This window comes from Bacillus haynesii, assembly GCF_001969855.1.
GTDB classification, from domain to species: Bacteria; Bacillota; Bacilli; order Bacillales; family Bacillaceae; genus Bacillus; species Bacillus haynesii.
Window position 1 is genome coordinate 1 of record NZ_MRBL01000006.1, and the last position, 23,203, is coordinate 23,203.

General features: G+C 46.2%; 24 protein-coding genes. 10 read left to right on the forward strand and 14 right to left on the reverse strand.

The window, feature by feature from the left end; all coding sequences use genetic code 11:
- The 7 genes from BTA31_RS05965 to BTA31_RS05995 form a co-directional block, all read right to left on the reverse strand.
- A partial coding sequence (locus tag BTA31_RS05965) for an NTTRR-F1 domain (RefSeq protein ID WP_142243744.1) occupies nucleotides 1–719 on the reverse strand: 719 nt, incomplete at its 3' end.
- A gap of 549 nt (nucleotides 720–1,268) precedes the next feature.
- Nucleotides 1,269–1,961 (reverse strand): N-acetyltransferase, encoded by a 693-nt coding sequence (locus BTA31_RS05970; RefSeq protein ID WP_076789752.1) that lies wholly within the window; start codon nucleotides 1,959–1,961, stop codon nucleotides 1,269–1,271.
- Nucleotides 1,962–2,067: 106 nt separating this feature from the next.
- A complete protein-coding gene (treR, locus tag BTA31_RS05975; RefSeq protein ID WP_009329065.1) occupies nucleotides 2,068–2,784 on the reverse strand; it encodes a trehalose operon repressor in 717 nt (238 codons plus the stop codon).
- Nucleotides 2,785–2,805: 21 nt separating this feature from the next.
- Nucleotides 2,806–4,494: an alpha,alpha-phosphotrehalase gene (gene treC, locus BTA31_RS05980; protein WP_076789755.1), complete on the reverse strand. Its 1,689-nt coding sequence runs from the start codon at nucleotides 4,492–4,494 to the stop codon at nucleotides 2,806–2,808.
- Between the two features lie 73 nt (nucleotides 4,495–4,567).
- The gene (gene treP, locus BTA31_RS05985) at nucleotides 4,568–5,980 is read right to left on the reverse strand and encodes a PTS system trehalose-specific EIIBC component (protein ID WP_076789758.1); all 1,413 of its coding nucleotides are present in this window, start codon (nucleotides 5,978–5,980) and stop codon (nucleotides 4,568–4,570) included.
- A gap of 188 nt (nucleotides 5,981–6,168) precedes the next feature.
- Nucleotides 6,169–7,581: an alanine/glycine:cation symporter family protein gene (locus tag BTA31_RS05990; protein ID WP_076789761.1), complete on the reverse strand. Its 1,413-nt coding sequence runs from the start codon at nucleotides 7,579–7,581 to the stop codon at nucleotides 6,169–6,171.
- Between the two features lie 71 nt (nucleotides 7,582–7,652).
- Nucleotides 7,653–8,030 (reverse strand): DnaJ family domain-containing protein, encoded by a 378-nt coding sequence (locus BTA31_RS05995; RefSeq protein WP_043928982.1) that lies wholly within the window; start codon nucleotides 8,028–8,030, stop codon nucleotides 7,653–7,655.
- Between the two features lie 262 nt (nucleotides 8,031–8,292).
- Here BTA31_RS05995 and ltaS point away from each other — a divergent pair, with 262 nt between their 5' ends.
- The 4 genes from ltaS to BTA31_RS06015 all read left to right on the forward strand — a co-directional run bounded on the left by ltaS (nucleotide 8,293) and on the right by BTA31_RS06015 (nucleotide 11,636).
- Nucleotides 8,293–10,254, forward strand: coding sequence for a lipoteichoic acid synthase (ltaS, locus tag BTA31_RS06005; RefSeq protein ID WP_076789768.1), 1,962 nt, complete (start codon nucleotides 8,293–8,295; stop codon nucleotides 10,252–10,254).
- Between the two features lie 124 nt (nucleotides 10,255–10,378).
- Entirely contained in the window at nucleotides 10,379–11,131 is a 753-nt protein-coding gene (gene map, locus BTA31_RS06010; RefSeq protein ID WP_020450540.1) for a type I methionyl aminopeptidase, read from the forward strand.
- A gap of 85 nt (nucleotides 11,132–11,216) precedes the next feature.
- A complete protein-coding gene (locus BTA31_RS22965; protein WP_094777410.1) occupies nucleotides 11,217–11,372 on the forward strand; it encodes a hypothetical protein in 156 nt (51 codons plus the stop codon).
- A gap of 132 nt (nucleotides 11,373–11,504) precedes the next feature.
- Complete coding sequence (locus BTA31_RS06015) at nucleotides 11,505–11,636, forward strand: DUF2639 domain-containing protein (RefSeq protein ID WP_003179731.1); 132 nt, start codon at nucleotides 11,505–11,507, stop codon at nucleotides 11,634–11,636.
- 309 nt (nucleotides 11,637–11,945) lie between these two features.
- Here the strand turns inward: BTA31_RS06015 and BTA31_RS06020 are convergent, their stop codons facing one another.
- Entirely contained in the window at nucleotides 11,946–12,596 is a 651-nt protein-coding gene (locus BTA31_RS06020; RefSeq protein ID WP_076789771.1) for an MOSC domain-containing protein, read from the reverse strand.
- A 111-nt stretch (nucleotides 12,597–12,707) separates the two neighbouring features.
- Between BTA31_RS06020 and BTA31_RS06025 the strand changes: the two genes are divergently transcribed.
- The 3 genes from BTA31_RS06025 (at nucleotide 12,708) to BTA31_RS06035 (ending at nucleotide 14,007) form a co-directional block, all read left to right on the forward strand.
- Nucleotides 12,708–12,980 (forward strand): acylphosphatase, encoded by a 273-nt coding sequence (locus tag BTA31_RS06025; protein WP_043928976.1) that lies wholly within the window; start codon nucleotides 12,708–12,710, stop codon nucleotides 12,978–12,980.
- Nucleotides 12,981–13,087: 107 nt separating this feature from the next.
- Complete coding sequence (locus BTA31_RS06030) at nucleotides 13,088–13,372, forward strand: autorepressor SdpR family transcription factor (RefSeq protein ID WP_009329070.1); 285 nt, start codon at nucleotides 13,088–13,090, stop codon at nucleotides 13,370–13,372.
- Nucleotides 13,369–14,007 carry an SdpI family protein gene (locus BTA31_RS06035; protein ID WP_076789774.1) on the forward strand — a complete coding sequence of 213 codons (639 nt, stop codon included), beginning with the start codon at nucleotides 13,369–13,371 and terminating at the stop codon, nucleotides 14,005–14,007. Before BTA31_RS06030 ends, BTA31_RS06035 begins: the two co-directional genes overlap by 4 nt.
- A gap of 87 nt (nucleotides 14,008–14,094) precedes the next feature.
- Here the strand turns inward: BTA31_RS06035 and BTA31_RS06040 are convergent, their stop codons facing one another.
- From BTA31_RS06040 to BTA31_RS06050, 3 genes are all read right to left on the reverse strand, one after another.
- Nucleotides 14,095–15,192 (reverse strand): nitric oxide synthase oxygenase, encoded by a 1,098-nt coding sequence (locus BTA31_RS06040; RefSeq protein WP_076789777.1) that lies wholly within the window; start codon nucleotides 15,190–15,192, stop codon nucleotides 14,095–14,097.
- Between the two features lie 128 nt (nucleotides 15,193–15,320).
- A complete protein-coding gene (locus BTA31_RS06045) occupies nucleotides 15,321–16,964 on the reverse strand; it encodes a M14 family metallopeptidase (protein ID WP_076789780.1) in 1,644 nt (547 codons plus the stop codon).
- Between the two features lie 207 nt (nucleotides 16,965–17,171).
- Nucleotides 17,172–17,966 (reverse strand): MBL fold metallo-hydrolase, encoded by a 795-nt coding sequence (locus BTA31_RS06050; protein WP_076790229.1) that lies wholly within the window; start codon nucleotides 17,964–17,966, stop codon nucleotides 17,172–17,174.
- A 104-nt stretch (nucleotides 17,967–18,070) separates the two neighbouring features.
- Between BTA31_RS06050 and BTA31_RS06055 the strand changes: the two genes are divergently transcribed.
- Nucleotides 18,071–18,853, forward strand: a complete 783-nt coding sequence (locus tag BTA31_RS06055; RefSeq protein WP_076789784.1) for an MBL fold metallo-hydrolase — start codon at nucleotides 18,071–18,073, stop codon at nucleotides 18,851–18,853.
- A 45-nt stretch (nucleotides 18,854–18,898) separates the two neighbouring features.
- On the opposite strand, the gene BTA31_RS06060 is transcribed toward BTA31_RS06055, so the two are convergent.
- The 3 genes from BTA31_RS06060 to BTA31_RS06070 all read right to left on the reverse strand — a co-directional run bounded on the left by BTA31_RS06060 (nucleotide 18,899) and on the right by BTA31_RS06070 (nucleotide 21,525).
- A complete protein-coding gene (locus tag BTA31_RS06060) occupies nucleotides 18,899–19,477 on the reverse strand; it encodes a VanZ family protein (protein ID WP_076789788.1) in 579 nt (192 codons plus the stop codon).
- Nucleotides 19,478–19,629: 152 nt separating this feature from the next.
- Nucleotides 19,630–21,066: an anion permease gene (locus BTA31_RS06065; RefSeq protein ID WP_076789792.1), complete on the reverse strand. Its 1,437-nt coding sequence runs from the start codon at nucleotides 21,064–21,066 to the stop codon at nucleotides 19,630–19,632.
- Between the two features lie 111 nt (nucleotides 21,067–21,177).
- Nucleotides 21,178–21,525: a YflT domain-containing protein gene (locus BTA31_RS06070; RefSeq protein WP_076789797.1), complete on the reverse strand. Its 348-nt coding sequence runs from the start codon at nucleotides 21,523–21,525 to the stop codon at nucleotides 21,178–21,180.
- 196 nt (nucleotides 21,526–21,721) lie between these two features.
- Between BTA31_RS06070 and BTA31_RS06075 the strand changes: the two genes are divergently transcribed.
- Entirely contained in the window at nucleotides 21,722–22,105 is a 384-nt protein-coding gene (locus BTA31_RS06075) for a YfmB family protein (RefSeq protein ID WP_043925702.1), read from the forward strand.
- A 56-nt stretch (nucleotides 22,106–22,161) separates the two neighbouring features.
- Complete coding sequence (locus BTA31_RS06080) at nucleotides 22,162–23,184, forward strand: NADP-dependent oxidoreductase (protein WP_076789800.1); 1,023 nt, start codon at nucleotides 22,162–22,164, stop codon at nucleotides 23,182–23,184.
- Nucleotides 23,185–23,203 lie beyond the last annotated feature (19 nt).

Here is a 23,203-nt window from a genome sequence, read left to right on the forward strand (position 1 = left end):
GTTGCTCCTGTCGCTCCTGTCGCGCCTGTCGCTCCCGTTGCTCCGGTTGGACCTGTCGCTCCTGTCGGACCTGTCGCTCCCGTTGCTCCGGTTGGACCTGTCGCTCCTGTCGGACCTGTCGCGCCCGTTGCTCCTGTCGCGCCTGTTGCTCCTGTCGGACCTGTCGCTCCTGTCGGACCTGTCGCGCCTGTTGGACCTGTCGGACCTGTCGGACCTGTCGGACCTGTTGGACCTGTTCCTCCGCCTTCTACATCTAACAGTGCTACATCATCTACTATGACATTCGCTGTACCTGCCTGCGGCAAAGTATTAATCAAGATGAAAGCCATAGTAGAACCAGCTGGAGCCGGGGTCGTCGTTTGATAGACTTCAAGCCATGTATTATTTTGAACAATTGGTAGCCTGTTAAACGGGATATTTAAAAAGAGACCTTGGCCTAGAAAATTAAACGAACTATCAAAATAAGACACTTGAATTTGCACCTGAGGCGATGGAGCAGGAAAACCTTCTTTAGCAAGAGAAACTAAAAATTCCAAACCTTCTCCTGCATCTACCGGAACAAATTGTGCAATAAAAGAAGTAGCAGCCCCGCCCAGTAATCTTGCCGACCAAAAACCAGAATGAGAAAACTGAGTTGTGACGGTTGCATTTTGGCCTACCCAGGGTGGAAGTGCCCCGTTTTCAAAGCCGCCATTGACAACCAAATTTTGGATCGACATCTAGGATTTTACCTCCCTTTCATTAGATTAGCTTCAATTCCCTTTTCAAGAATGAAGCTAACATATACTATGTCTCCTTGCTGAGCTCGGTCACGTTATTTTCCATATGATTAAAACACATTTATAGCAGCTAAATCTGAGAGAATCAAAATATATGAATTGTAACAACAACGTCCTTTCTTAATATGAAACTTCAAAAGGGGAAAGCTCCATTTAGCTTTCCCCCTCCCTTTAAGGGAACCGAATGAGATTTAAATCTCTATTAAATGCTGCTGCGGAACTAACATACGTAGCCGAGGTTACCGCAACTCTAACTGAATAGTTAACTGTTGCAGTGATTGGAACGGTATCAACAATTTCACTAACTAATGGACATATTTGTGTACCAGCAGCTGCGAGACTTCTATTGAATACTCTAGTTTGAAATCAAGTTCCGTTTCTATAAAATCTTTCCCTCCACCCGCTCTGGCCGGAACAAATTGAGCAATATATGAAGTGGCTGTTCCTCCAGCAGTCACATGATTTAACACGGCTAAGTTTGAAAAACCGTCATTTCAGCAACCGGCCTGGATTGCCCACAGCCGTTTTGCCTGCGGGAACATCTTTTGTGACGACGGCGCCTGCTCCGATGACCGCATGCTCCCCGATGACGACCGCAGGCAGCAATGTTGCGTTGTTCCCGATTTTCGCTCCTTTTTTAATGATTGGACCTTGATACGGGTAGTTTCCCATTCCCATATATTTATCATTTGATGTGGAACAGCAGGGACCGATAAACACTTCATCTTCGATCGTCATATCAGCGGTGATATAGCAGCCCGTTTGAATCGTCACTCTCTTTCCAATTCTCGTATTGTTTTCAACCATTGCATTGCGTCCTATAATGCTTTCTCTGCCGATCGCGACATTTTCGCGAATGCTCGCCATGTCCCCGACGAAGACGCCTTGTTCCAACAGCACGTCCCGGTAAATCACAGCGCTCGCTCCGACTACGGCACCATCTTCTATCCGTAAAGGCGCTCCTGTCCGCTTCGGCTGCCGGGCCATTTTTTTATTTGAAGAAGCCGCTTTGCCAAGGACGGCCAAATCGCCGATTTTTACCCCGCTGCCGATCTGAGTATCCTTTTTAATAATGGCATGATGACCGATTGTTACGTTGTCCCCGATGACCACATTTTCTTCAATGACAGCGTGCTCTCCCAATACCACGTTTTTTCCGATCTTTACGGTTTCATGAATCATTGCTTACATCCTCCATTTCTCATTTACACCTGCTGTAGCATATTCAATGCCGACGTAATGAGAAACGGCTTCATAAAAAAACACGGCCGCCGTCAGGCGCACCGTGCTACTTTTCTCTTCTTGCAAAATCGACAAACCGGAATTTATCAAGGCGGTGTCTGCTTTCCGTATATTGAAACAAGGTCGTATCATCAAGGAAAACAAAATTTTTCACAACCACAATGTGTTCGTATCCGTTCAAATCCAAATATTCTTGATCCTCTGCCGTACATGGCTCGACAACAATTTCCTTATGGGCATAGCTGATGACGAGCCCGCATTCATCTTCAAGGTATTGATAGATCGAGTCCTCGCATATTTCTTTCGTTAAGAGCGGAACATGCTTGCGGATAAAATAGTCTTTATCCAGGATGATGCGCTCTCCGTTGATGTTCCGCGACCTGACGACCCGCCATACCTCTTCATCTCCGGAAGTACGGAGCTGCTTTTGAATATATGCATCCGGATGCGTCAAGCCGAACTCGTGGACCGTCGTGCTTGTCTCTTTGCCAAGCGTTTCTGAAAGCTCCTTAAAGCTGACCAAACCGGAAACCGGGAACTGCATTTTCTCCCTGTGCAGCACGACTGATCCCTTTCCTTTAATCTTTTGAATATACCCGTTCTGTGCAAGTACATTCAGCGCTTTACGAACGGTTTCCCTCGAGGTGTCGTGCTGTTCGGCAAGGTCGTTTTCAGACGGCAGGATATCTCCGGCATTCAGTATGCTTTGATCGATTTGTTCTGCGATTTGTTTGTAAATCATCATATACTTGTTGATCTTCATTTTTTTACCACCACGCTTAGTTTAGCATGGTTTGGCAAGATGATAAACAATCGATTGATATGGTTTCACTTTGAAGCGTTTAAATGACTCGGGAAGATCGGTGTCATTGGAAATGAGAACCTTGGCATCATAGCCTTCAATATTAATATCATCAGGCAGCTGAAACTCGGTCTCTTTCCCGTAAAAATTATTGATCACCAGCAGTTTTTCATCCGCTCCGTTTCTCAAATACGCATAAAGCTCTTGATCGTCTTCCAGAATCAGCTGATAATCGCCGGTTGTAATGATATCGAATTCCTTGCGGAGCTCATTCAGCTTTTTATAATGGTAGAAAATCGAGTCAGGATCGCTGAGCGCTTCTTCTGCATTGATTTCTTTGCAGTTGTCAGGCACCGGAATCCACGGTGTCCCCGTCGTAAACCCGGCATTTCCCTCTCCGTTCCACTGCACCGGCGTCCGCGAATTATCGCGGGACTTCGCTTTCAAGATTTCGATGATTTCAGCTTCCGGCTTTCCTGCTTCTTTCAGCAGACGGTACATATTGAGAGATTCGACATCCCGGTAAAGAGAGATGTCATCGAATTTCGGGTTGGTCATTCCGAGCTCTTCTCCCTGGTAAATGTATGGCGTTCCTTGAAGCATATGAATCGCGGTTGCCAGCATTTTCGCAGACTTTTTGCGGTATTTTCCGTCGTCGCCGTAGCGTGAGACGATCCTCGGCTGGTCGTGGTTGCACCAGAACAACGCGTTCCACCCGCCTCCTTTATTCATTTCAGTCTGCCATTCAGAAAGAATCTTCTTCAGCTTTAGAAAATCAAAATCCGCAAGCACCCATTTTTCCCCGTTCGGATAGTCGGCCTTTAAATGGTGAAAGTTAAACACCATATCGAGCTCCCGGCTTTCGGGGTTTGTATACCTGATGCAATCTGCGATTGTGGTCGATGACATTTCCCCGACCGTCATGCTGTCGTATTTTGAAAAGACCTCCCTGTTCATTTCATTCAAAAACTCGTGAACCCTCGGCCCGTCCGTATAAAATCTGCGTCCGTCCCCCTCGTCATCATCAGGGAAACGCTGGTCTTTTGAGATGACATTGATGACATCAAGTCTGAAGCCGTCGATTCCTTTTTCAAACCAGAAATGCATCATCTCGTACACTTTTTTTCTGACTTCATCGTTCTCCCAATTCAAATCCGCCTGTGTCACATCATAGAGATGGAGATAATACTGTCCGGTCTCTTCTTGAAACTCCCACGCCGAGCCGCCGAACTTCGATTCCCAGTTTGTCGGCGGAGCGCCGTCCGGCTCCATGTCCTTCCAAATATAAAAGTCGCGATACGGGTTTTCTTTTCCAGACGACGCTTCTTTAAACCATTTGTGCTCTGTTGATGTATGGTTGACGACAAGATCCATGATCACCTTTATGCCGCGCTTGTGAGCCTCTTCTAGAAGCTCTTCAAAGTCGGCCATTGTTCCATATTCTTCATGGATGCTGTAATAATCGCTGATGTCATAGCCGTTGTCGTTTTGCGGCGATTGATAAATCGGCGTCAGCCAAATGACATCACAGGCGAGCTCCTTGATGTAGTCGAGCTTTTCGATGATGCCGCGAATGTCGCCGACACCGTTTCCTGTTGTATCTTTAAAACTTTTCGGATAAATCTGATAGACGACTGCTTTTTTCCACCATGGATTTTCTTTCGTTTCCACTTTTCAACACCACCGTTTTCTTCTTTATGAAATGGGAAAAGGGCTGACAAATATGCGCGCCCCTCTCCCTCTCTTATTTCATTTTTAATTTTGCATAGAGGTATGTTCCGGCGAACGGCGCGATCAGCACGATCGCCATCCCGATCGCAAACGCTCCCCAGTATTGGCTCATAATAGAGAAAATTCCGGGTACACCGCCGACGCCGACTGAGCTTGCCAAGACCCCTTGCGAGGAAATGAACATCCCGGCAACCCCTGAGCTGATCATCGCGATCACGAACGGAAATCTGTACCTGAGATTCACCCCGAACAATGCCGGTTCGGTAATACCGAGATAAGCTGAAATTCCGGATGTCAGGGACAAACCTTTCTGCTTCTCATCTTTGACAATAAACATCATCGCAAGTGCGGCTGAACCTTGTGCAATATTGGACAGCGCGAGCATCGGCCATAAAAATGTTCCGCCGAGCTTTGAGCCGATCAGCTGAAGGTCAACGGCAAGGAATGTATGATGCATTCCGGTAATGACGAGAGCGGCGTAAAGTCCGCCGTATAACAGTCCGCCCAGCACGGCAAATTGTTCAAAGACAGCAATAAGGCCTGATGTTAAAACATTTCCGATTGCAAATGTAATCGGTCCGATGACAATAAATGAAGCAAAACCTGTGACAAGCAGCGTAATCGGTGCCACAACAAGGAGCTGAATGCTCTCAGGCGTCCGCTTTGTCAAAAAGCGCTCAATTTTTGCCAGCAAATAAGAAGCGAGCAAAATAGGAAGCACCTGACCTTGGTAGCCGACCTTCTGCACTTCCAAACCGAATAAATTCCAGACAGGAATGTCTCCGCTTTGCTCCGCAGCCCCGTATCCCCAGGCATTTAACAAATCAGGGTGCACAAGCATAACGCCCAGCACGATGCCGAGCAGCGGATTTCCGCCAAACCGCTTGACGGCCGACCAGCCGATTAGCGCAGGGAGAAACGCGAAAGCCGTCCCCGCGATCAAGTTAATCATATTGGCGAGATCCGCCCATTGCGGATAGACTTCAACGATCGATTTTCCGCTGAAGAAAATATCTTGAGCCGTCAGGATATTGTTGATTCCCATCAGCAGTCCGGCAGTGACAATAGCCGGCAATATTGGAATAAAAATATCTGCAAGCGTTTTCACGGCACGCTGTAAAGGATTCATATTTTTCTCAGAGGCTTTCTTAACATCATCTTTTGACGATTCCCCGATTCCTGTGGCCTTCACCAGCTCCGCGTATACATTGTTGACCGTTCCTTGGCCGATCACCACTTGAAATTGGCCGTTAGTTGAAAACGATCCTTTGACAACATCTATTTGCTCCAGCACCTCTTGATTGACTTTGCTTTCATCGAGCAATGCAAATCGCAGACGCGTCACACAATGGGTTACCGCTGCAATGTTGTCTGCACCGCCGACAGCATCGACAATCCGTCGCGCTGATTGATTTAAATCAGTCATTCCAATCCCTCCTTCTCCTCTTATAACTTGTATATACATGTTATAAATATATTGTATTCCTGTATATACAAGTAGTCAACATATTTTTGTAGCGCTTTCAAAAATAAAAAAACCCGGCCGTTCCCTTCATAAAACGAAGGATAGCAAGGCTTCCTCCGATTTATGAGCCGGGAACTAACCGGCTGTGATCATAAATTGTTCACTTTTTCATCACGTTCATAAGCGCCGTCCTGCTGACCGATGTCTTTCAAATAATACTTTTCTGATGTAAAAAACTCATCATATAAAGACCTTACTTTTCTGCTTAAGAGCAGCACCGCCAAAATATTCGGAAGAAGAATGAAAGCGAGCGCAAGATCAAGGAATCCCCATATCGCCTTTGCTCCTCCGGCAGCCCCGATGATGACGGCGGCCAGATAGACGAATTTAATCATATGCCCGGCGAGCCTTCCGAACAGAAATTCAGCTTGTTTTACTCCGTAAAAAATGACCACTGTAATCGTTGATAAGACAAAGAAAACGAGCGCGACAGAGACGAAGTATCCGCCCATAGGGCCGAAATAGCTGCGGAATGCGGCTGCCGCCAGTGCTCCCGGATTGCTCGCCGCATTTTCAGCGGTCCAGACGCCTGATGCGAGCACGACGAAGGCGGTTGTCGTGCATATCAGCAGCGTATCGACCACGATGCCGATCACCGCCCAGAACCCCTGTCTCACAGGGTGGTCGGTCATCGCCGCCGCGTGGGCAATCGGCGCCGTCCCCATCCCGGCTTCGTTGGAATAAAGGCCTCGGGCAAAGCCCCAGCGAACGGTTTCGGCAACTGCCGCACCTGCAAAGCCGCCGAATGCCGAAGAAGATGTAAACGCATTCGAAAAGATGAGAGAGAAAAAAGCGGGTACAGAAGAAAGGTTCGTGACGACAATCAGGAAACCGGCCCCGATGTACGCCCCTGCCATAAGCGGAACCGCCAGTTCTGTCACTTTTCCAATTCGTTTAATCCCTCCGATTACCACTAAACCGATCAAAAAAGCAATTCCGATTCCGGTGTATAGACGATTGAACGAGAACGTCTCAGCCAATGATGCGGAAACCGAATTTCCCTGCACCATGATGCTCGGAACGAGCTCGATCATCAGCGCTACCGAAAAAAAGACGCCGAGCCATTTCATGGAGAGCCCTTTTGTAATGTAGTACATCGGTCCCCCGACATATTCGCCTTCTTCATTTTTTTCTCTGTAGTGGACGGCGAGGACGCTTTCCGAAAACTTAATCGCCATGGCAAACAGCGCGACCAGCCACATCCAAAAAACGGCGCCCGGACCGCCAAACATGATGGCCGCTGGCACACCGACGATATTGGCGGCGCCGACCGTTGAGCTGAGAGCCGATGTCAAAGCCTGCAGCGGTGTAACCGTCCCTTCTCCTTTCGGCTTTTTGCCGACGCTTCCGATCGTCTGCTTAAAGATATAGAGAGGATAGCGAAATTGAAAAAATTTCAGCAGGATCGTTAAGTAGATTCCTGTCCCCGTCAGCAGTATGATGAGCGGAGGCCCCCACAGCCAATCTGATATGTATTCAACCCAATTCAATAATCGTTCCATCCTATCACCCTTTTGTTCGTTTATGGGTCAATACCACTACAGGGGAGAAATAAACCTCCTTTTAGCGCTTTTTATTTCCGCTCTAGCCTCCGGTACACTTTTTCTTTATAAAACGCTGAAGCAGGCTTGGAAAACATGCCTTTTTTGTCGGCAAGCCTGTCAAGCCTGAGCCGGGTTTCTGTTTTTCTCTCAATTAAACGCTCGCGCTCGTCTTCGTCCGCGCACTTTGCGATTAAGTCGTCAATCGTCATCAGCTCTTTCTTTAAAGCGCCTTCATCCTCTGCCATTCCGGCATTTTTCATCACCCGGTAAGCCATGCGGAGATGCTCTGGAACATGGGCGGCATCGTCTTTTTTCAAAGGTTTTCCCATTCCCGGAAGCCCTTCGAATTCGCCGTCCTTAATAGCCCGCTTAATCTTGTCTTCGGAAACAATGCTCGAAAAATCCATGGTCTACATCCTCCCTTTTCGTTCATATACTAACAACAGTCTGCCATAAAGATCCGTTCCCGCCAATGTACGAGAAGCGTAAAATATTCCCAAACATCTTTTTCAAAGCTGTAAAACCCTGATTTGACAGGGGCTTTGCGTTTTTTTTCACAAGGCCGGTTTCCGCTTTTCTAAATCGGTATTTCATGGTATATTTTATACATTCGTTTTTTTCTTTCGTTCCGATGGTTTTATACTGATCCGGAAAAAAGGAGTGTAACAATTGAAAAGATTTATTAAGGAAAGAGGTCTTGCCTTCTTCCTGATAGCCGCCATATTGCTATGGCTGAAAACTTATGCTGCGTATGTAATTGAATTCAATTTAGGAATAACCAACACAGTACAACAGATCTTGCTTTTTGTGAATCCGATTAGCTCAAGCTTGTTCTTTCTTGGATTGGGACTCTTGTTCAAGAAAAAAATACAGCAGACAGCAATTATAGTGATTCATTTTTTAATGTCTTTTTTGCTGTATGCGAACGTCGTATACTACAGATTTTTCAGCGACTTTATCACGCTGCCTACGATCATGCAGGCCAAAACAAACGGGGGGCAGCTCGGGGACAGCATCTTCTCGCTCATGCACCCGCTTGATGTTCTGTATTTCATCGACACCTTTATTTTAATCGGACTGGCCGTCTTCTATAACAGACCTTCTGAAACAACAACGAAGCGTCCGTTTAAAATTGTGATGGGAACAAGCATCCTTGTCTTCCTCGTCAACCTGGCCGTTGCCGAGGTCGATCGTCCGGAGCTTCTGACCCGTTCTTTTGACCGCAACTACCTTGTGAAATATTTGGGAACCTACAATTTCACAATCTATGATGCGGTTCAGAATATCAAGTCAAACAGCCAGCGCGCACTGGCAAGCTCCAGCGACGTGACGGAAGTAGAGAACTATATTAAAGCCAATCATGATAAGCCGAATGCCGAATACTTCGGAAAAGCGAAAGGCATGAACGTCGTTTACATTTCAATGGAATCACTGCAGACGTTCCTGATCGACTATAAACTCGACGGAAAAGAAGTCACGCCGTTCTTAAATTCGCTGGCACACGATGATGAAACGTTTTATTTTGATAACTATTTCCACCAAACAGGACAAGGTAAAACGTCCGACGCGGAATTTATGATGGACAACTCACTGTATCCTTTATCACAAGGGTCCGTGTTCATTAACAAAGCGCAAAACACGCTGCAATCGGCTCCGGCCATTTTGAAGTCTCAGGGCTATACTTCAGCGGCGTTCCACGGCAACTACAAAACGTTCTGGAACCGCAATGAAATGTATAAAGCCATCGGTTATGACAAGTTCTTTGACGCTACGTATTACGATATGAGCGAAGATAAAACGAAAAACTACGGGTTGAAAGATAAGCCGTTCTTTGAAGAATCAATGCCGCTGTTGAAAAGCCTGAAACAGCCGTTCTATACGAAGTTTATTTCGCTCTCGAACCATTTCCCGTTTGAGATGGATGAAGGCGATACAGACTTCCCTGCCGGCAATACCGGCGACAGCGTCGTTGACCATTATTTCCAATCGGCCAACTACATGGATCAGGCGCTTGAACAATTCTTCAACGACCTGAAAAAAACCGGACTGTATGATAATACAATAGTCGTCATGTACGGGGACCACTACGGCATTTCGGAAAATCACAACAAAGCGATGTCTAAAGTGTTGGGCAAAGATATCACACCATATGAAAACGCCCAATTGCAAAGGGTGCCGCTGTTCATCCACGCGCCTGGGGTCAAGGGAATCAAATCCCATAAATACGGCGGAGCAGTCGATGTAGCCCCTACCCTGCTTCATTTAATGGGCGTGAACACGAAAGATTACCTGATGAGCGGTTCAGACCTTCTGTCTCCGGAACACCGTGAAATCGTTCCGTTCCGCAACGGCGATTTCGTTTCTCCGGAATATACGAAAACGAACGGAAACTACTACGACACGAAAACAGGAGAGCTTTTGAACGAAAAAGACATCGATCCGAACATCGAAGAGTCCGTGAAAAAAGAACTCGACATGTCGGATAAAATCGTCGACGGAGATTTGCTGCGCTTCTATAAACCGAAAGGCTTCAAAGCGATCAATCCGAGCGACTACGACTATACCAACCACAATCCGAAGACATCAGAATCTGATGCGGCGCAAACAACGAAATCAGATTCCGGACAGTAAACAGACAGCACCCGCTTATCAATAAGCGGGTGCTTTTTATGTCTTGAAGCCGCTCTGTTCCTTTTTCGCAAGCAGATATGGTAAGCTTGAAATGGAATATAAAAAAAGAAAGCGGGAATGAATTGTGATTGTAACGAATGACCAAGAGCTGGAAGGGCTCAAGAAAATCGGCAGAATCGTCGCTTTAGCCAGGGAGGAAATGAAAGCAAAAGCAGCACCCGGCATGAGCACAAAAGAGCTGGACCTTATCGGAAAAGAAGTGCTTGAAGCCCATGGCGCCGCATCGGCTCCGGAAAAAGAATACGATTTTCCGGGAACGACGTGCATCAGTGTGAACGATGAAGTCGCCCACGGCATCCCAAGCGAATCCACGATTTTAAAAGAAGGGGATTTGATCAACATCGACATCTCCGCTGAATTTGGCGGCTACTATTCTGATACGGGCATTTCATTTGTACTCGGAAAAGGCGATGAAACGCTGCACAAGCTTTGCCAAAGTGCGGAAAGCGCATTTCAAAAGGGGCTTTTGCAGGCGCGCGCAGGCAAGAAACAAAACCAAATCGGCAGAGCCGTATACAATGAGGCAAAAGCAAACGGATTTACCGTCATTAAAAACCTGACAGGACACGGGATTGGAAAGAACCTCCATGAAGCGCCCAACCATATCTTAAATTACTATGACCCGTTTGATAATGCGCTCTTTAAAAACGGAACCGTCATCGCCCTTGAGCCGTTTGTTTCCACAAAAGCCGAGCATACCATCGAAGCCGGAGACGGCTGGACATTCAAAACGCCTGACGGCAGCTTTGTGGCACAGATCGAGCATACAATCGTCATCACGAAAAACGAACCGATCATTTTAACACAGCTTGACTGATTACGCGTGAAAAAGCCCGCCTCATAGAAGCGCGGGCTTTTATGCTAAAATAAAAGACAAACTGTGCCGAAAGGAGCTTTACCGCATGCTGTTTGCCATCATCGGGCTGATCTTTTTCATCGAGAGCCTCCTGTTAATCGTATATGCTCATAAAAAAAAGAACGGCTTCCTGAAATATATCGGAATCGTCCTCAGCATCTCGATCATTGTGATGATCGTCACCAGTTTGACACACGGCTGACGCCTGCCCTCAAACTTCCAAACTACGACGAAAGACTCAGTTTTTTAAAAATTGCCGCCTATCCCTTTTCAGCGTTTTTCTATAGATGTTAGAATGCCAATTGCATCGAATTATAGAAGGGAGTTTTCTACCATGCATTACGGAAGCAAAGGCTGGTATGTAGAAGAACTGAAAAAGCTCGGAATGACGAAGTATGAAGGAAGAAAGCTTCAAAGCTATAAAAAACACTTTTTGGCCAACCTGCTTGAAAGCGTCAAAAAATAAACATGTTAAAGCCGTGCTCCTTTTCGGACACGGCTTTTAGATTGTTGACAAAATCCTAAAACGATTTTTAGTTTTAGGATTTTGTCATCCTTTAAGCTCAGCGTGATTGAAAACCCTTGCAGTCTAGGAAGGCCGAGCATCGGAGCGGACTTTCACAGGATGTGATGACGGCGGCGTTCAGGCAGGACGCCTGGGGCATTAGCCGCCGATCCTTCTCCTATTCGTGAGCACCGACGCGCAGGCCTGACAACGAATGCGAGGGTTTGTCGACACGCTGAAAGCCGTGCTCCTTTCGGACACGGCTTGTTTTTATGCACTCAATTGCTTTAAAAATGAACTTCTCCAGCTTTCCGACAGCGCTTCAACCTCAAGGATCTTCCGAATGGCCGGGTGATTGCCCCTGTCATGGTACATCAAATGATTGGCGTACGAGACCGTGGCTTCATGCGCATCTCTTGAAACGAGCTGCAGCCTGGAATCGGGCGCAACGATTCCTTCTTCGAGAACCCTGAAATAAAATCCGCTGTACCCGGTGTCCCTCACCTTTAACACCATATCTTTTTGATTCAGCCGTTTGGCAAGCTTGAAACAAGGCTGGCGCGGCTGGCTGACTTGAACAAGAGCTTCCCCCAGCTTGAAGATATCACCGATGCATACATCCTTTTCGGTCAGCCCTTTAACCGTCACGTTTTCTCCAAATGCCGCCTCTGGCAGCTTCCGCTTCAAGACGCTTTCCCAATACATATAGTGATCCGCCGGATAGACGCAAACCGCTTTATCCTCTCCCCCGTGGTGAATCAAATCTGCCTGCCCGTCCCCTTCAAAATTCGTACGGCTCAAATATACAGGTCCGCCGACAGGCTCCTTTACGATTGCTGTTTCCACCTGTTTTCCGTCGAATTCGTATGTACGCGGACGGCCTACATGAATAGATAAAATTTCATACTCATGATTTTCCAAAACCTCACGTCCTTCCTTTATTTTCATATTTTAACGATTCATTCGAAGCATGTCTATCCCATGATCTCAAAATGGGAAATATGGTAGCATAAAAGAAAAGGGGTGTTCTCGATGCTTCAATACAGAATTATTGTAGACGGACGCGTTCAGGGCGTGGGATTTCGCTATTTTGTTCAAATGGAAGCAGATAAACACAAATTGACCGGCTGGGTCCGGAACCGCGACAACGGCACAGTTGAAATTCGCGCCGAGGGACCTGAGGAAAGCCTGAAGCAATTTTTAAAAGCGATTCAAAAAGGAAGTCCCTTCTCAAAAGTAACGGACGTGAATGTGGAAGAAACCAAAGAGATGAACGGATTTCAAAAGTTTAATATCAGCTATTGAGAAATCCGCCGGAGATGGCGGATTTTTTTGTAGATCTTGACTAAATCCCCCTTTTATTTTAGTATTTAGTTAAATAACTAAATACTGATTTTTTAAGGATGCTGAATATGAATCAAACCTTTAAAGCTCTAGCTGATCCGACGAGAAGAAAGATTTTGAACCTGCTGAAGGACCGGGATATGACCGCCGGTGAAATTTCGGACCAGTTTCAAATGTCTAAACCAAGTATTTCTCAGCATTTAAAAATTTTAAAACAGGCAGAATTAATTCAAGATGAAAAAAAAGGCCAATACATCATTTACTCGCTGAACACTACAATGTTTCAAGAAATCATCGGCTGGGCTTTCAGTTTTACTGAGCAAGCCGGCAAAGATAAAGGGGATGCCAAATGAGAAAACACATCTTTTCGCTCGCTATCATTGCAATAAATCTAATCATGTGGGCCATCGCTTATCCGCATATTTCCAGTCAAGTTCCAATTCATTGGTCATTTTCGGGAGAAGTCGACAGGTATGCTTCAAAAATGGAAGCGATGCTTGCCATGACCGGGCTGCTTGTTTTTCTGTATGTGTTGATGTTCTTAACGCCAAAAATCGATCCGCGCAGAAAAAACTATCAGCTTTTTTCGAAAACTTATTACATTCTCATCAATGCCATGCTGCTTCTATTTTCCCTGATCAACCTGCTTGTGATCATGACCGGGCTCGGGTATGACCTGCCGGCGGGCAGCATCGTGCCGGTTCTTGTAGGCGCACTATTCATTGTCATAGGCAATTACCTCCCGAGAATCCGCTCCAACTTTTTTTTCGGGATCAAAAACCCTTGGACATTGAGCAGCGATACAATCTGGAAAAAAACCCACAGATTTGCGGCAAAAGTATTTACTTTGGCAGGACTTCTAATAGCTGCGGACGGGTTGTTATCAATCAGCCCAGAAATCATGCTTCCGGTTATTTTGGCAGCGGTTTTCGCGCCCTATATTTATTCTTATGTCTTGTACCGGAAAGAAATCAATATGAAAAGCTGAGACGATTCAAAAAGGCTCCAATTTGGAGCCTTTTTGCTTCTCCTCAGAAGAGGCGGCATTGTTGGGTAACCGCTTTTCCTGAGGATTTCATTTGTAAAGGTAAGGCTTTTCCTGATAAAAGTAATTCGGTTTAAGCGTTTTATTTTCATAATAGCTGTGAAAGATATGGGTCGCTGCCGGCGATAACGGCGGAATCAGCCACGTCCAGCTTGCTGAAAGCTCCCTTCCCGCTTCAGCCTCCTGCTCCTCGAACCGCTTGAATTGGCTTGCCGCGGTATGGTGGTCAACGATGCTGACGCCGGCTTTTTTATAGGAGTGAAGCACCGCAGTATTTAATTCAACAAGCGCCTTGTCTTTCCACAGCGAAGTATTCCGCTCCGTATCAAGTCCCATAATGGTTGCCACTTTTTCGAGTACATTATAGCGGTCTGTATCCGCGAGGTTGCGCGCTCCGATTTCCGTTCCCATATACCAGCCGTTAAACGGGGCGGCATTATAATGAATCCCTCCGACCTCGAGCTTCATATCGGCTATAATCGGCACAGCGTACCACTTCAGCCCCAAACTTTTGAAGCCCTCGATCTCCGGATGTTCAATCCGGACCTCTTTGATGATTTCACGAGGAAGCTCATACCACACAGGGGGACGGCCATCTATTTGAAAAACAAGCGGCAAAACGTCAAAAGGTGTACCTTCGCCTTTCCAACCGAGCGCTTCACACGCTTTTGTCAGTTCTAATGATGCCGGATCGCCGATGACGCCTTGCTCAGTTTCATACCCCGCATACCTGACCAGCTGATGGTTCCAAATGGACACTTTTTTTTGCCCGTTTTGTTCCGGGGGGAAAACCGTAATGAACGGTCTGATTTTCCCTGCGTTTGTTGCAAGCTGAATATGGCGAAAAAGCGCATCCCTTACCTCTGCCTCGGTTTGAACGTCTCTTTGATCGATGATAGTAAGAGAGTGCCAAAACAGCCTGCCGATGCAGCGGCTGCTGTTTCTCCACGCCATTCTGGCTCCATGTTCGATTTCTTCTAATGTATGTGTATAGCTTCCGGTTTCTCTGATTTCTTCGTCTATTTTATGTAAGCGCATCCTTATTTCATCTTCGGACTTCGACAGTTCCCCGTAGCAGAGTTCGATGAAGGTCTTGGCTTCCCTCCATAATTCTTCACGTGATTCCAACCGGATTCTCTCCTTCCAGATTTCAGACTGATATTTATTGTATAGGTTTCGAACTCAGTTTAAAACCATTATGTATGAAAAGACAAAAAACCGCTAAAAAGCATCCGCCATAGACGGATGCCTGATGATTATTCCTTAATCTTAAGCGTTTTGGTGTTCAGCATAAAGCGGTAAACCGGCAGCTCTTTGCCTGTTTGAGAAGGGATGTAACCCGTGCTCACATAACTGTCAACCGATTCCGGCTCAAGTGCAATCGACAGCAGATTACTTTGCGGCTGAGCTGTAAAATAGATTTTTGTTCCTTTTGGAAACTCTTTTTTCTGTTTTTTGAGCTTCGTTTCCACCTTGATCACAGGCCGCCCCTCAGATTCTCCCGCTGTTTCTTTCGATAAAACCTCATACGCTTCAGCTGTGAGCCTTTGCTTGAAAGGCAGTGTCACGCTTTTTAATCCCTGATCCTTCAGCTTCTGTTCGATATCTTGATGGCCCGGAAGGACAAGGTAAGCGGTCGGCCGAGTTCTTGACAGCACAGGAACGGCCTCTGAGGCGCTGTAATACCGGACAGGAACGTCAACTGCTTGTCCAGAAGCGATATCAGCGACTTTCAGCGTGTCTTTAAACGGCCCTGCGAACTCACTGTTGATCACTACTTGATCTTTATCGCTCACTTTTGCACCGTTTTGGATCAGCTTTAATTTTTCTTTGGCGACAAGGCGCTTGATCTCGGCTGCATGCTTCACTGTCGTGTCGATGATCGTCTCATGCGTAGCAACCTGAGCCGCGACTCTTCTTGCAAAATTTTCGCGTCCGATGTCTATCCCCCTGCTTTCCACCAGGAAGGAGAGAGCAGGCTGAAGGGCGAATGCATTACGCCCGATTCTCGCTTCTGTACCGCCTTCATAGATTTCGATTTTTCCGTCCTTGCTTTTTCCTGTCGTATAATAAGCATCATTAGAAAATCCTTTTTCATCAAGTTTAGCTCTGACGCCGTTCACATAAAGGCTGTCAGACGCATGCCTGATCGATTCGGGGATGTTTAAATTTTTTCCTGATAAAATTAAAATATCATGGTATTTTAATGCCCCTTTTTCGCCTATGCTTTGAAATTCGTTTTGGCCGACACCGTATTCATGGGCATCGATAATGACTTCAGGCGAATATTTATTGAATTCTTTGTGAATGGCGCGTACTTCTGGAGACTCGAGCTTGACATGATCCCTGTTTCCGTCGATTCCGCTCGCCAGCCGCCTGTTAAACTGATACGAGCCGTCAGGGTTGACCCGCGGAACAACGATGACATTGATCTTGTCCAACACTTTGTCGCCATACGGTCCGGCCAGTTTTTCAGCAATCGCCAGGGCCGATTCTCCCGCTGCCGGCTCATTTCCGTGTATCTGTCCTTGCAGCCAGACGGTCGGTTTTTTTGATATGGAACGTATTTGCTTGTCCTTTGTGAAGTAGAGCACGAGAATATTTCTTTTTTCAATTGAAAAACCGATATTCCCGATTTTGACATTCGGGCTTTTCTTTGTCAGACTGGTTATAAACTTCATCATTTCTTCTTGTGTCGTAAAGGCTTCCCCTTCTTTCACAAAAGCAGGGGTTGAGAATGTTTCTTCCGGCTCCGGATATAATGATGACACTTGCTCTGGCTGAGTATAGTTCTTTCCATAGTAAGGGGTTTCCGCAGCGTGTACCGTATCGGACAGCATCAGTCCTGCAAACATTGCCGCAGCTGCCAGCAAAGCTTGGACCCTTTTTTGAATTTTCATCTTTTCTCAGCTCCTTTCAGGCATACCTGCATTATAAATGAAATATTAGCTTATTTTGTCTAAAATTTCAGAAAATGATTCCTTTGGTACACATCAACTTCCGGAATATAGAACAATGGATGGCCATCATTACATGTAAATGATTAGTTTTTCCCTATAAAAAAACATTCAGCCTAGCTGAATGTTTTAAGGGCAGCATATGGCATTTTACGAATCAGAGGCGGGCAAGCGGTCTGACAGATCAAGGAGCTCTTCGGAAAAATCGCTTCCTTTCATCGGTACACCGTGTCCCGTCAACAATGCAGCCGGTTTTAATTCCGCCAGCTTTCGAACCGAGTCCGCCGCTTTTGTCCAGTCCATAGTGAAATAAGCCGGCGGTCCGTTCAGCTCCTGCTTTTGAATCGCCACTTCAAATAGAGACTCCTGTTCAACAGTTGTAACGGCGTCGCCTGCGATCAAGGTTCTGTCCGACTGCCGGAAAAGCGAAACATGACCCGGTGTATGGCCCGGCGTCTCCATCCATTTCCATCCTTCAAGAAATGGAAGCGAACCATCTTCATTAAGCTGCTTTACATGGGACGAAATGTTGATGGAGTGCCTCGGAAATAACGGAGACATCTTTGCAACCAGCCCGCTTTTCACTTGCGGTTTGGCAGGCGGATAATCGGCTTTTCCCGTTAAATAAGGCATTTCTTTCTCATGGGCGTAAACTGGAACCGGCCATGTTTCGAGAAGACCTTCCAAAGCGCCGATATGGTCGAAATGTCCGTGCGTCAAAACGATTGCTTTTAGGCGGAAATCGCCGAACCGCTCCTTCGCCTCTCTTAAAATAAATGGAGCGGACTTGGGCATTCCGGCATCGATTAAAACGGCTTCCCGCGAATCGGGATCGAAAATAAAATACACATTGACGATTTGCACCGTCAAACCGAATACACCTTCGGCATACTCCTCCAGTACCCCGCTGTTGATGGACGTCAAAGGCATGTAAGGATCACTCATTATGTTCACCACACTCACTTATCCTATATTTTATTACTTTGCACATTTGACTGGAGGATATGCATCGATGAGCACCTTTTAAAAAATGAAGGAGGGATAAATCAATGGGAGATGGTCAGTGGTTTACTGTGACAGAGCTTGATGAATCTACATATGCGATCAGCGAATACGGGCATTGGGAAAATGTGCACTCTTATTTGCTTATTGGGGAGAAGGAAGCCGTTTTAATTGATACAGGTCTTGGCATCGGCAGCATGAAGACTGTAACGGACGGTCTGACCGATCTGCCGGTCAGCGTCATCACAACCCATGTCCATTGGGATCACATCGGAAGTCACGGTGAATATCAGCGCATTTACGTCCATGAAGCTGAGAAAGAATGGTTGACGGACGGAATCAAAGGGCTTCCGATTGAACAAATTCGCCGCGATGTCTCGCGAGATATCACCAAGCCTGTTCCGGCCGGCTTTTCCGCTGAGACATACACCCCGTTCAGAGGCGAACCGTCAGGAACGCTGCAAGACGGCGATACGGTCGGCTGCGATTCAAGGCCGCTTGTTATTTATCACACGCCCGGACACTCACCGGGGCATATCTGTATCTTTGAACCAGCGTCAGGCTACTTGTTTACCGGCGATCTGCTGTATACCGGAGCTCCCATCTATGCATTCTATCCGACGACTGATCCGGCACAATTGGTTCAGTCGCTTGAAAAAATTTCGGCTATCGGGCGCGTGAAAAAGGTTTTCGGCGGGCATCATCAGCTCGGCCTTGATCACGACATTTTACAGGAAGCCGGGCATGCGGCCCAGCATTTGAAGAAGCATGGGTTTGCAAAGCATGGCACAGGCATGCACAGATTTAAGAGCCTGATCTTTCAGTTTTAACTAAAAAAGATGATTGCCCTGGCGGGAAACCATCTTTCGCTTTCTTCAAAAATGCAGACCTTTCCTGTGGGATCCTGATCCTTTAGCTCCAAACATGAAAGACGTCAGCCAAAAACCGATTACACCGCCGGCCGTATTTAAAATTAAATCATCCACATTAAAGGTTCTCGCCATTATTAACCCAGTCACAGATAGCACAAGCTGGAGACTCTCAATCAAAAAGCTCGTCAAAAAAACAAAAACTGCCGCTTTTTTCAGCGAAGTTTTTCTCCATAGAACGGAAAGATACACACCTAAAGGAATGAGCAATAAAACATTAAAAAATGTAAGCTTGACGGAATTCAAAAAAAACCAATCAAATCCGCTCTGCTGATACATTTGCACCCATTCAGCGACAAAATAAAACGGAATTAGCTGAATGTTCATTTGAGCGTATGCCGGCTGCGGCGGAATGTTAATACCGCCTATCGTATAGTGATAAACGACGCTCAAATAAACAATAAAACTGGCAAACACCATTTTTCTAAAAAAACTTGTCTTTTTTCGGTTTTTCACAATGTCGTACAAAAAGTAGACGATTGCATACACGAAACCGAGCAGCATGAAATCAACTGACCAAAACATTGAAGTTCACCCCCTTACGTCACCATCGTTCAGTGCATAAAGGTTATAACTGACTTAAATGCACCCTTTTACGACCATAAATTGTGGAATTTCAAATCAACAGCATCGAAATGAACATAAAAAGAAGGACAGGATCTCTCCCGCCCTTCATTTTACCATATACCCAACAATTTCCACCATAATCCTCCGACAACAAGCCATGTCACAATATGAACAATCGACAAGATGAAGCCGATTGACCACCATTTGCTTTGTGGAATATAGCCAGCCCCGAAAAAGACGGGAGCCGCTCCAGCTCCGTAGTGCGTCGTCGAAGCAAAAAGGTTGCTGAAAAACGCAAGGCTTAATGCTGCGAGCAACGGCGGAGCGCCTGCAGCGATAATCACTGCGAGAAAGGCCGAATACATCGCACTGATATGAGCGGTTGCACTCGCAAAGAAATAATGCGAATAATAGTAAACCACAATTAAAATGAGAAATGCACTGACCCAGGAGAATCCTGAAACATACGATTTCATCGCATCGCTGAACCAGCCGACCATGCCGAGTTCATTCAGGAAGCTTGCCAGCATGACAAGCGCGGCAAACCATGTCAGCGTATCCCATGCGCCTTGTTCTTTCTTAATATCGTCCCACGTCAGAACCTGCGTCAAAAGCAGGACGGCTAAACCGATTAATGCCGTTGTCGTCGCGTCGATATTCATGTTGCCCCCGAAAATCCATAAAAAAAGGACGAGCAGAAAGACCCCGACCATTGCGAGTTCCGATTTTTTGAACGGGCCCATCTCTTTCAGCTTCTCCGTTGCGATTTTTGCCGCATCAGGCGTTTCTTTCACCTCAGGCGGATACAGCTTATAAATGACAAGCGGGGTGATGATTAAGCTGACAAGTCCCGGGACGATGGCCGCCACAGCCCAGCTTGTCCAGGTCAGATTCACACCTGCCACATCATGGGCAAGTTTGGCAATCAGCGGGTTCGCCGCCATAGCCGTTAAGAACATCGCTGAAGTGATCAAGTTCCCCTGAAAGCCCACCTTCAGCAAGAAAGCGCCGATGCGCCGTTCCGTGCCGTCCTTGGGCGTCGACTGAAAAGTTTCGGATAACGAACGGATAATCGGAAAGATAATTCCCCCGGCCCGCGCGGTGTTACTCGGGATTGCCGGCGACAAAATCAAATCGCTGACAAGAAGTGAATACGAGAGTCCGAGTGTTTTCTTGCCGAACATCCGCACAAACAAATAGGCGATTCGCGCACCTAAACCGGTTTTGATGAATCCCCGTGAAATAAAAAAGGCAATAACGATCAGCCAAATCGTCTTGTTTCCAAACCCGCTGAGCGTTTCTTCAATTGACAGCGTTCCGGTGAGCGCCGTGACCGCCAATGCGAATACGGCGATTGCTCCCATCGGCAGCGGTTTTGATATAAAGCCGATAATCGTTGCCACAAAGATTGCAAATAAGTGCCATGCTTTCGGGTCCAATCCGGCGGGCGACGGAATAAACCAAATCACCGCTCCGACTAAAATCGTGACCGCAAGAGGAATGATGTTCAGTGCCGATTTTTGTTCTGCATCTTTTTCTTTAGCCACAACCTTTTCCTCCTATTCATATCGTTTTCGTTTATTATTCTACTCCTTTCCAGCCATCATTCAAATTTTATTTTATTAAAAAAACTGCCGATCTTGTCGGCAGTCTGCAATTTATACCCAGGATTTCACTTTTTCATGATCCGTGACGAAGAGGAGGACGTTTCCTTCATCAAGCTGCTTCTCGAATTGTTCTGCTTCCTGTTTTGAAAAGCCGATCTCATGAATTTTATTGCGGAGTTCGTCCCCTTTTTTGTTGAAGATATTGCCGACGGCATTTTTAATGCCTGTCTCTTCGGCTCCGATCGTATTGGCATCCGCGTTGTCCGCAAGTCTTTCAGTACGGTCGTCATCATGTGATAGAACGTAAATATCTTCTCTTGCAACTCCGATTTCCCTGAGTTCCTCAACATCCTTCATCAGTTTTTCATCATTAGTATATTGTCTTACTACTGGTTTCATATGAATCTCCTCCCTTTTTTCATGTTGTATTTAAGACTTACCCTTTGTTCACGCACCTAAACGAATGAATGCTCTGTCATGACATTTTCATTTCAATGTTACAATTGTTATAAATTTTCAGATAAAACGTTTGAAAGGATTGACATTTCAGGTACATTAACAAATAGACAAGGCTTTTAGATGGGGTGATTGAAGCGTGTATTATTTTTCACCGGAACAGCAATATAACGCATGGATTATTAGCGATTTGGTCAAGCAGATTTTTTCAAGAGAAGGTCATCAAGAAGCTGACACTCATCGATTTGAATCATTTGCCGCCAGACGATTCGGCATCAATATTGATTACGTCTTTTCAATCATCATGAATATCGGCGATCCGGAAGAAAGGAGAACAGCAAGCAGCACCGAAGACCTCCTCTCTTCTTATCTTCTGTCATTGCTTCCTTTTATCACAAAAGACATGTTTCAATTTTCAAGAGAAAATGCCAATCAATATCTTTTAAATGAAAGAAATGCTGATGTTTTTCATCTTTTTCTGCCCGATTCTGTGCTGAAAAAAACCTTTCGTGCAATCCGCTGATCTTTTGCAAAACCTCTTTTTTACGTGATAAGTTATAAGTAAAAGGAGGAATCATTATGCCGCAAAAACAAATTGAACTCGCAAGACGTCCACAGGGCATACCTGTGATGGACGATTTTCGTATAAAAGAAACGGAAATTCCGGAAGCAAAAAACGGAGAAGTGCTTGTCAAAACGCTCTATGTCTCAGTGGACCCTTATATGAGGGGAAGAATGCAGGATACGAAATCCTATGTGGAGCCCTTTCCACTTGATGAAGTGATCACCGGGGGCGTGATCGGCGAAGTGATATCTGCAAAAGGAGACAAGCTCAAAAAAGGGGATATTGTTTTGAGCCGCTTGGGCTGGCAGGAGTATTCAGCGGTTCGCGAAGACGATCTGCAGAAAATCGATCCGTCCCTCGCGCCTGTTACCGCTTTTCTTGGGATTCTCGGCATGACCGGTTTGACGGCTTATTTCGGGCTTTTGGACATCGGACAGCCAAAAGCCGGTGAAACGGTTGTTGTCTCCGGGGCCGCCGGAGCAGTCGGCTCCGCCGTCGGACAAATCGCCAAAATCAAAGGGGCGAGAGTCGTCGGTATTGCAGGCTCTGATGAAAAAACGGCATACTTAAAAGAAAAGCTCGGTTTTGATGAAGCAATCAATTATAAAACAACGGAAAATATCGCTTCAGCGCTTGAACAAGCTTGTCCGGACGGTGTCGATGTTTACTTTGACAACGTCGGAGGCACGATTTCAGATGCCGTCTTCACCATGATCAATAAGTCTGCACGAATTCCGGTCTGCGGGGCGATTTCTTCTTATAACGTCAAAAGCACAGAAGATGATATGGGGCCGCGCGTACAAACGGCCTTGATTAAATCAAGCGCCTTGATGAAGGGGTTTGTCGTTAACGATTACCGGGACCGCTTTCCTGAAGGAATCAAACAGCTCGCCGAATGGGTAAAAAGCGGGCAGCTTCAATATGAGGAAACGATAACAGAAGGTTTCGAGCGGATACCTGAGGCATTTTTAGGCTTGTTTGAAGGAAAAAATCTCGGCAAACAGCTGATCAAAGTCGCCGATTCCGACAATGCCTGAGCATTCATATAAAAAGGAG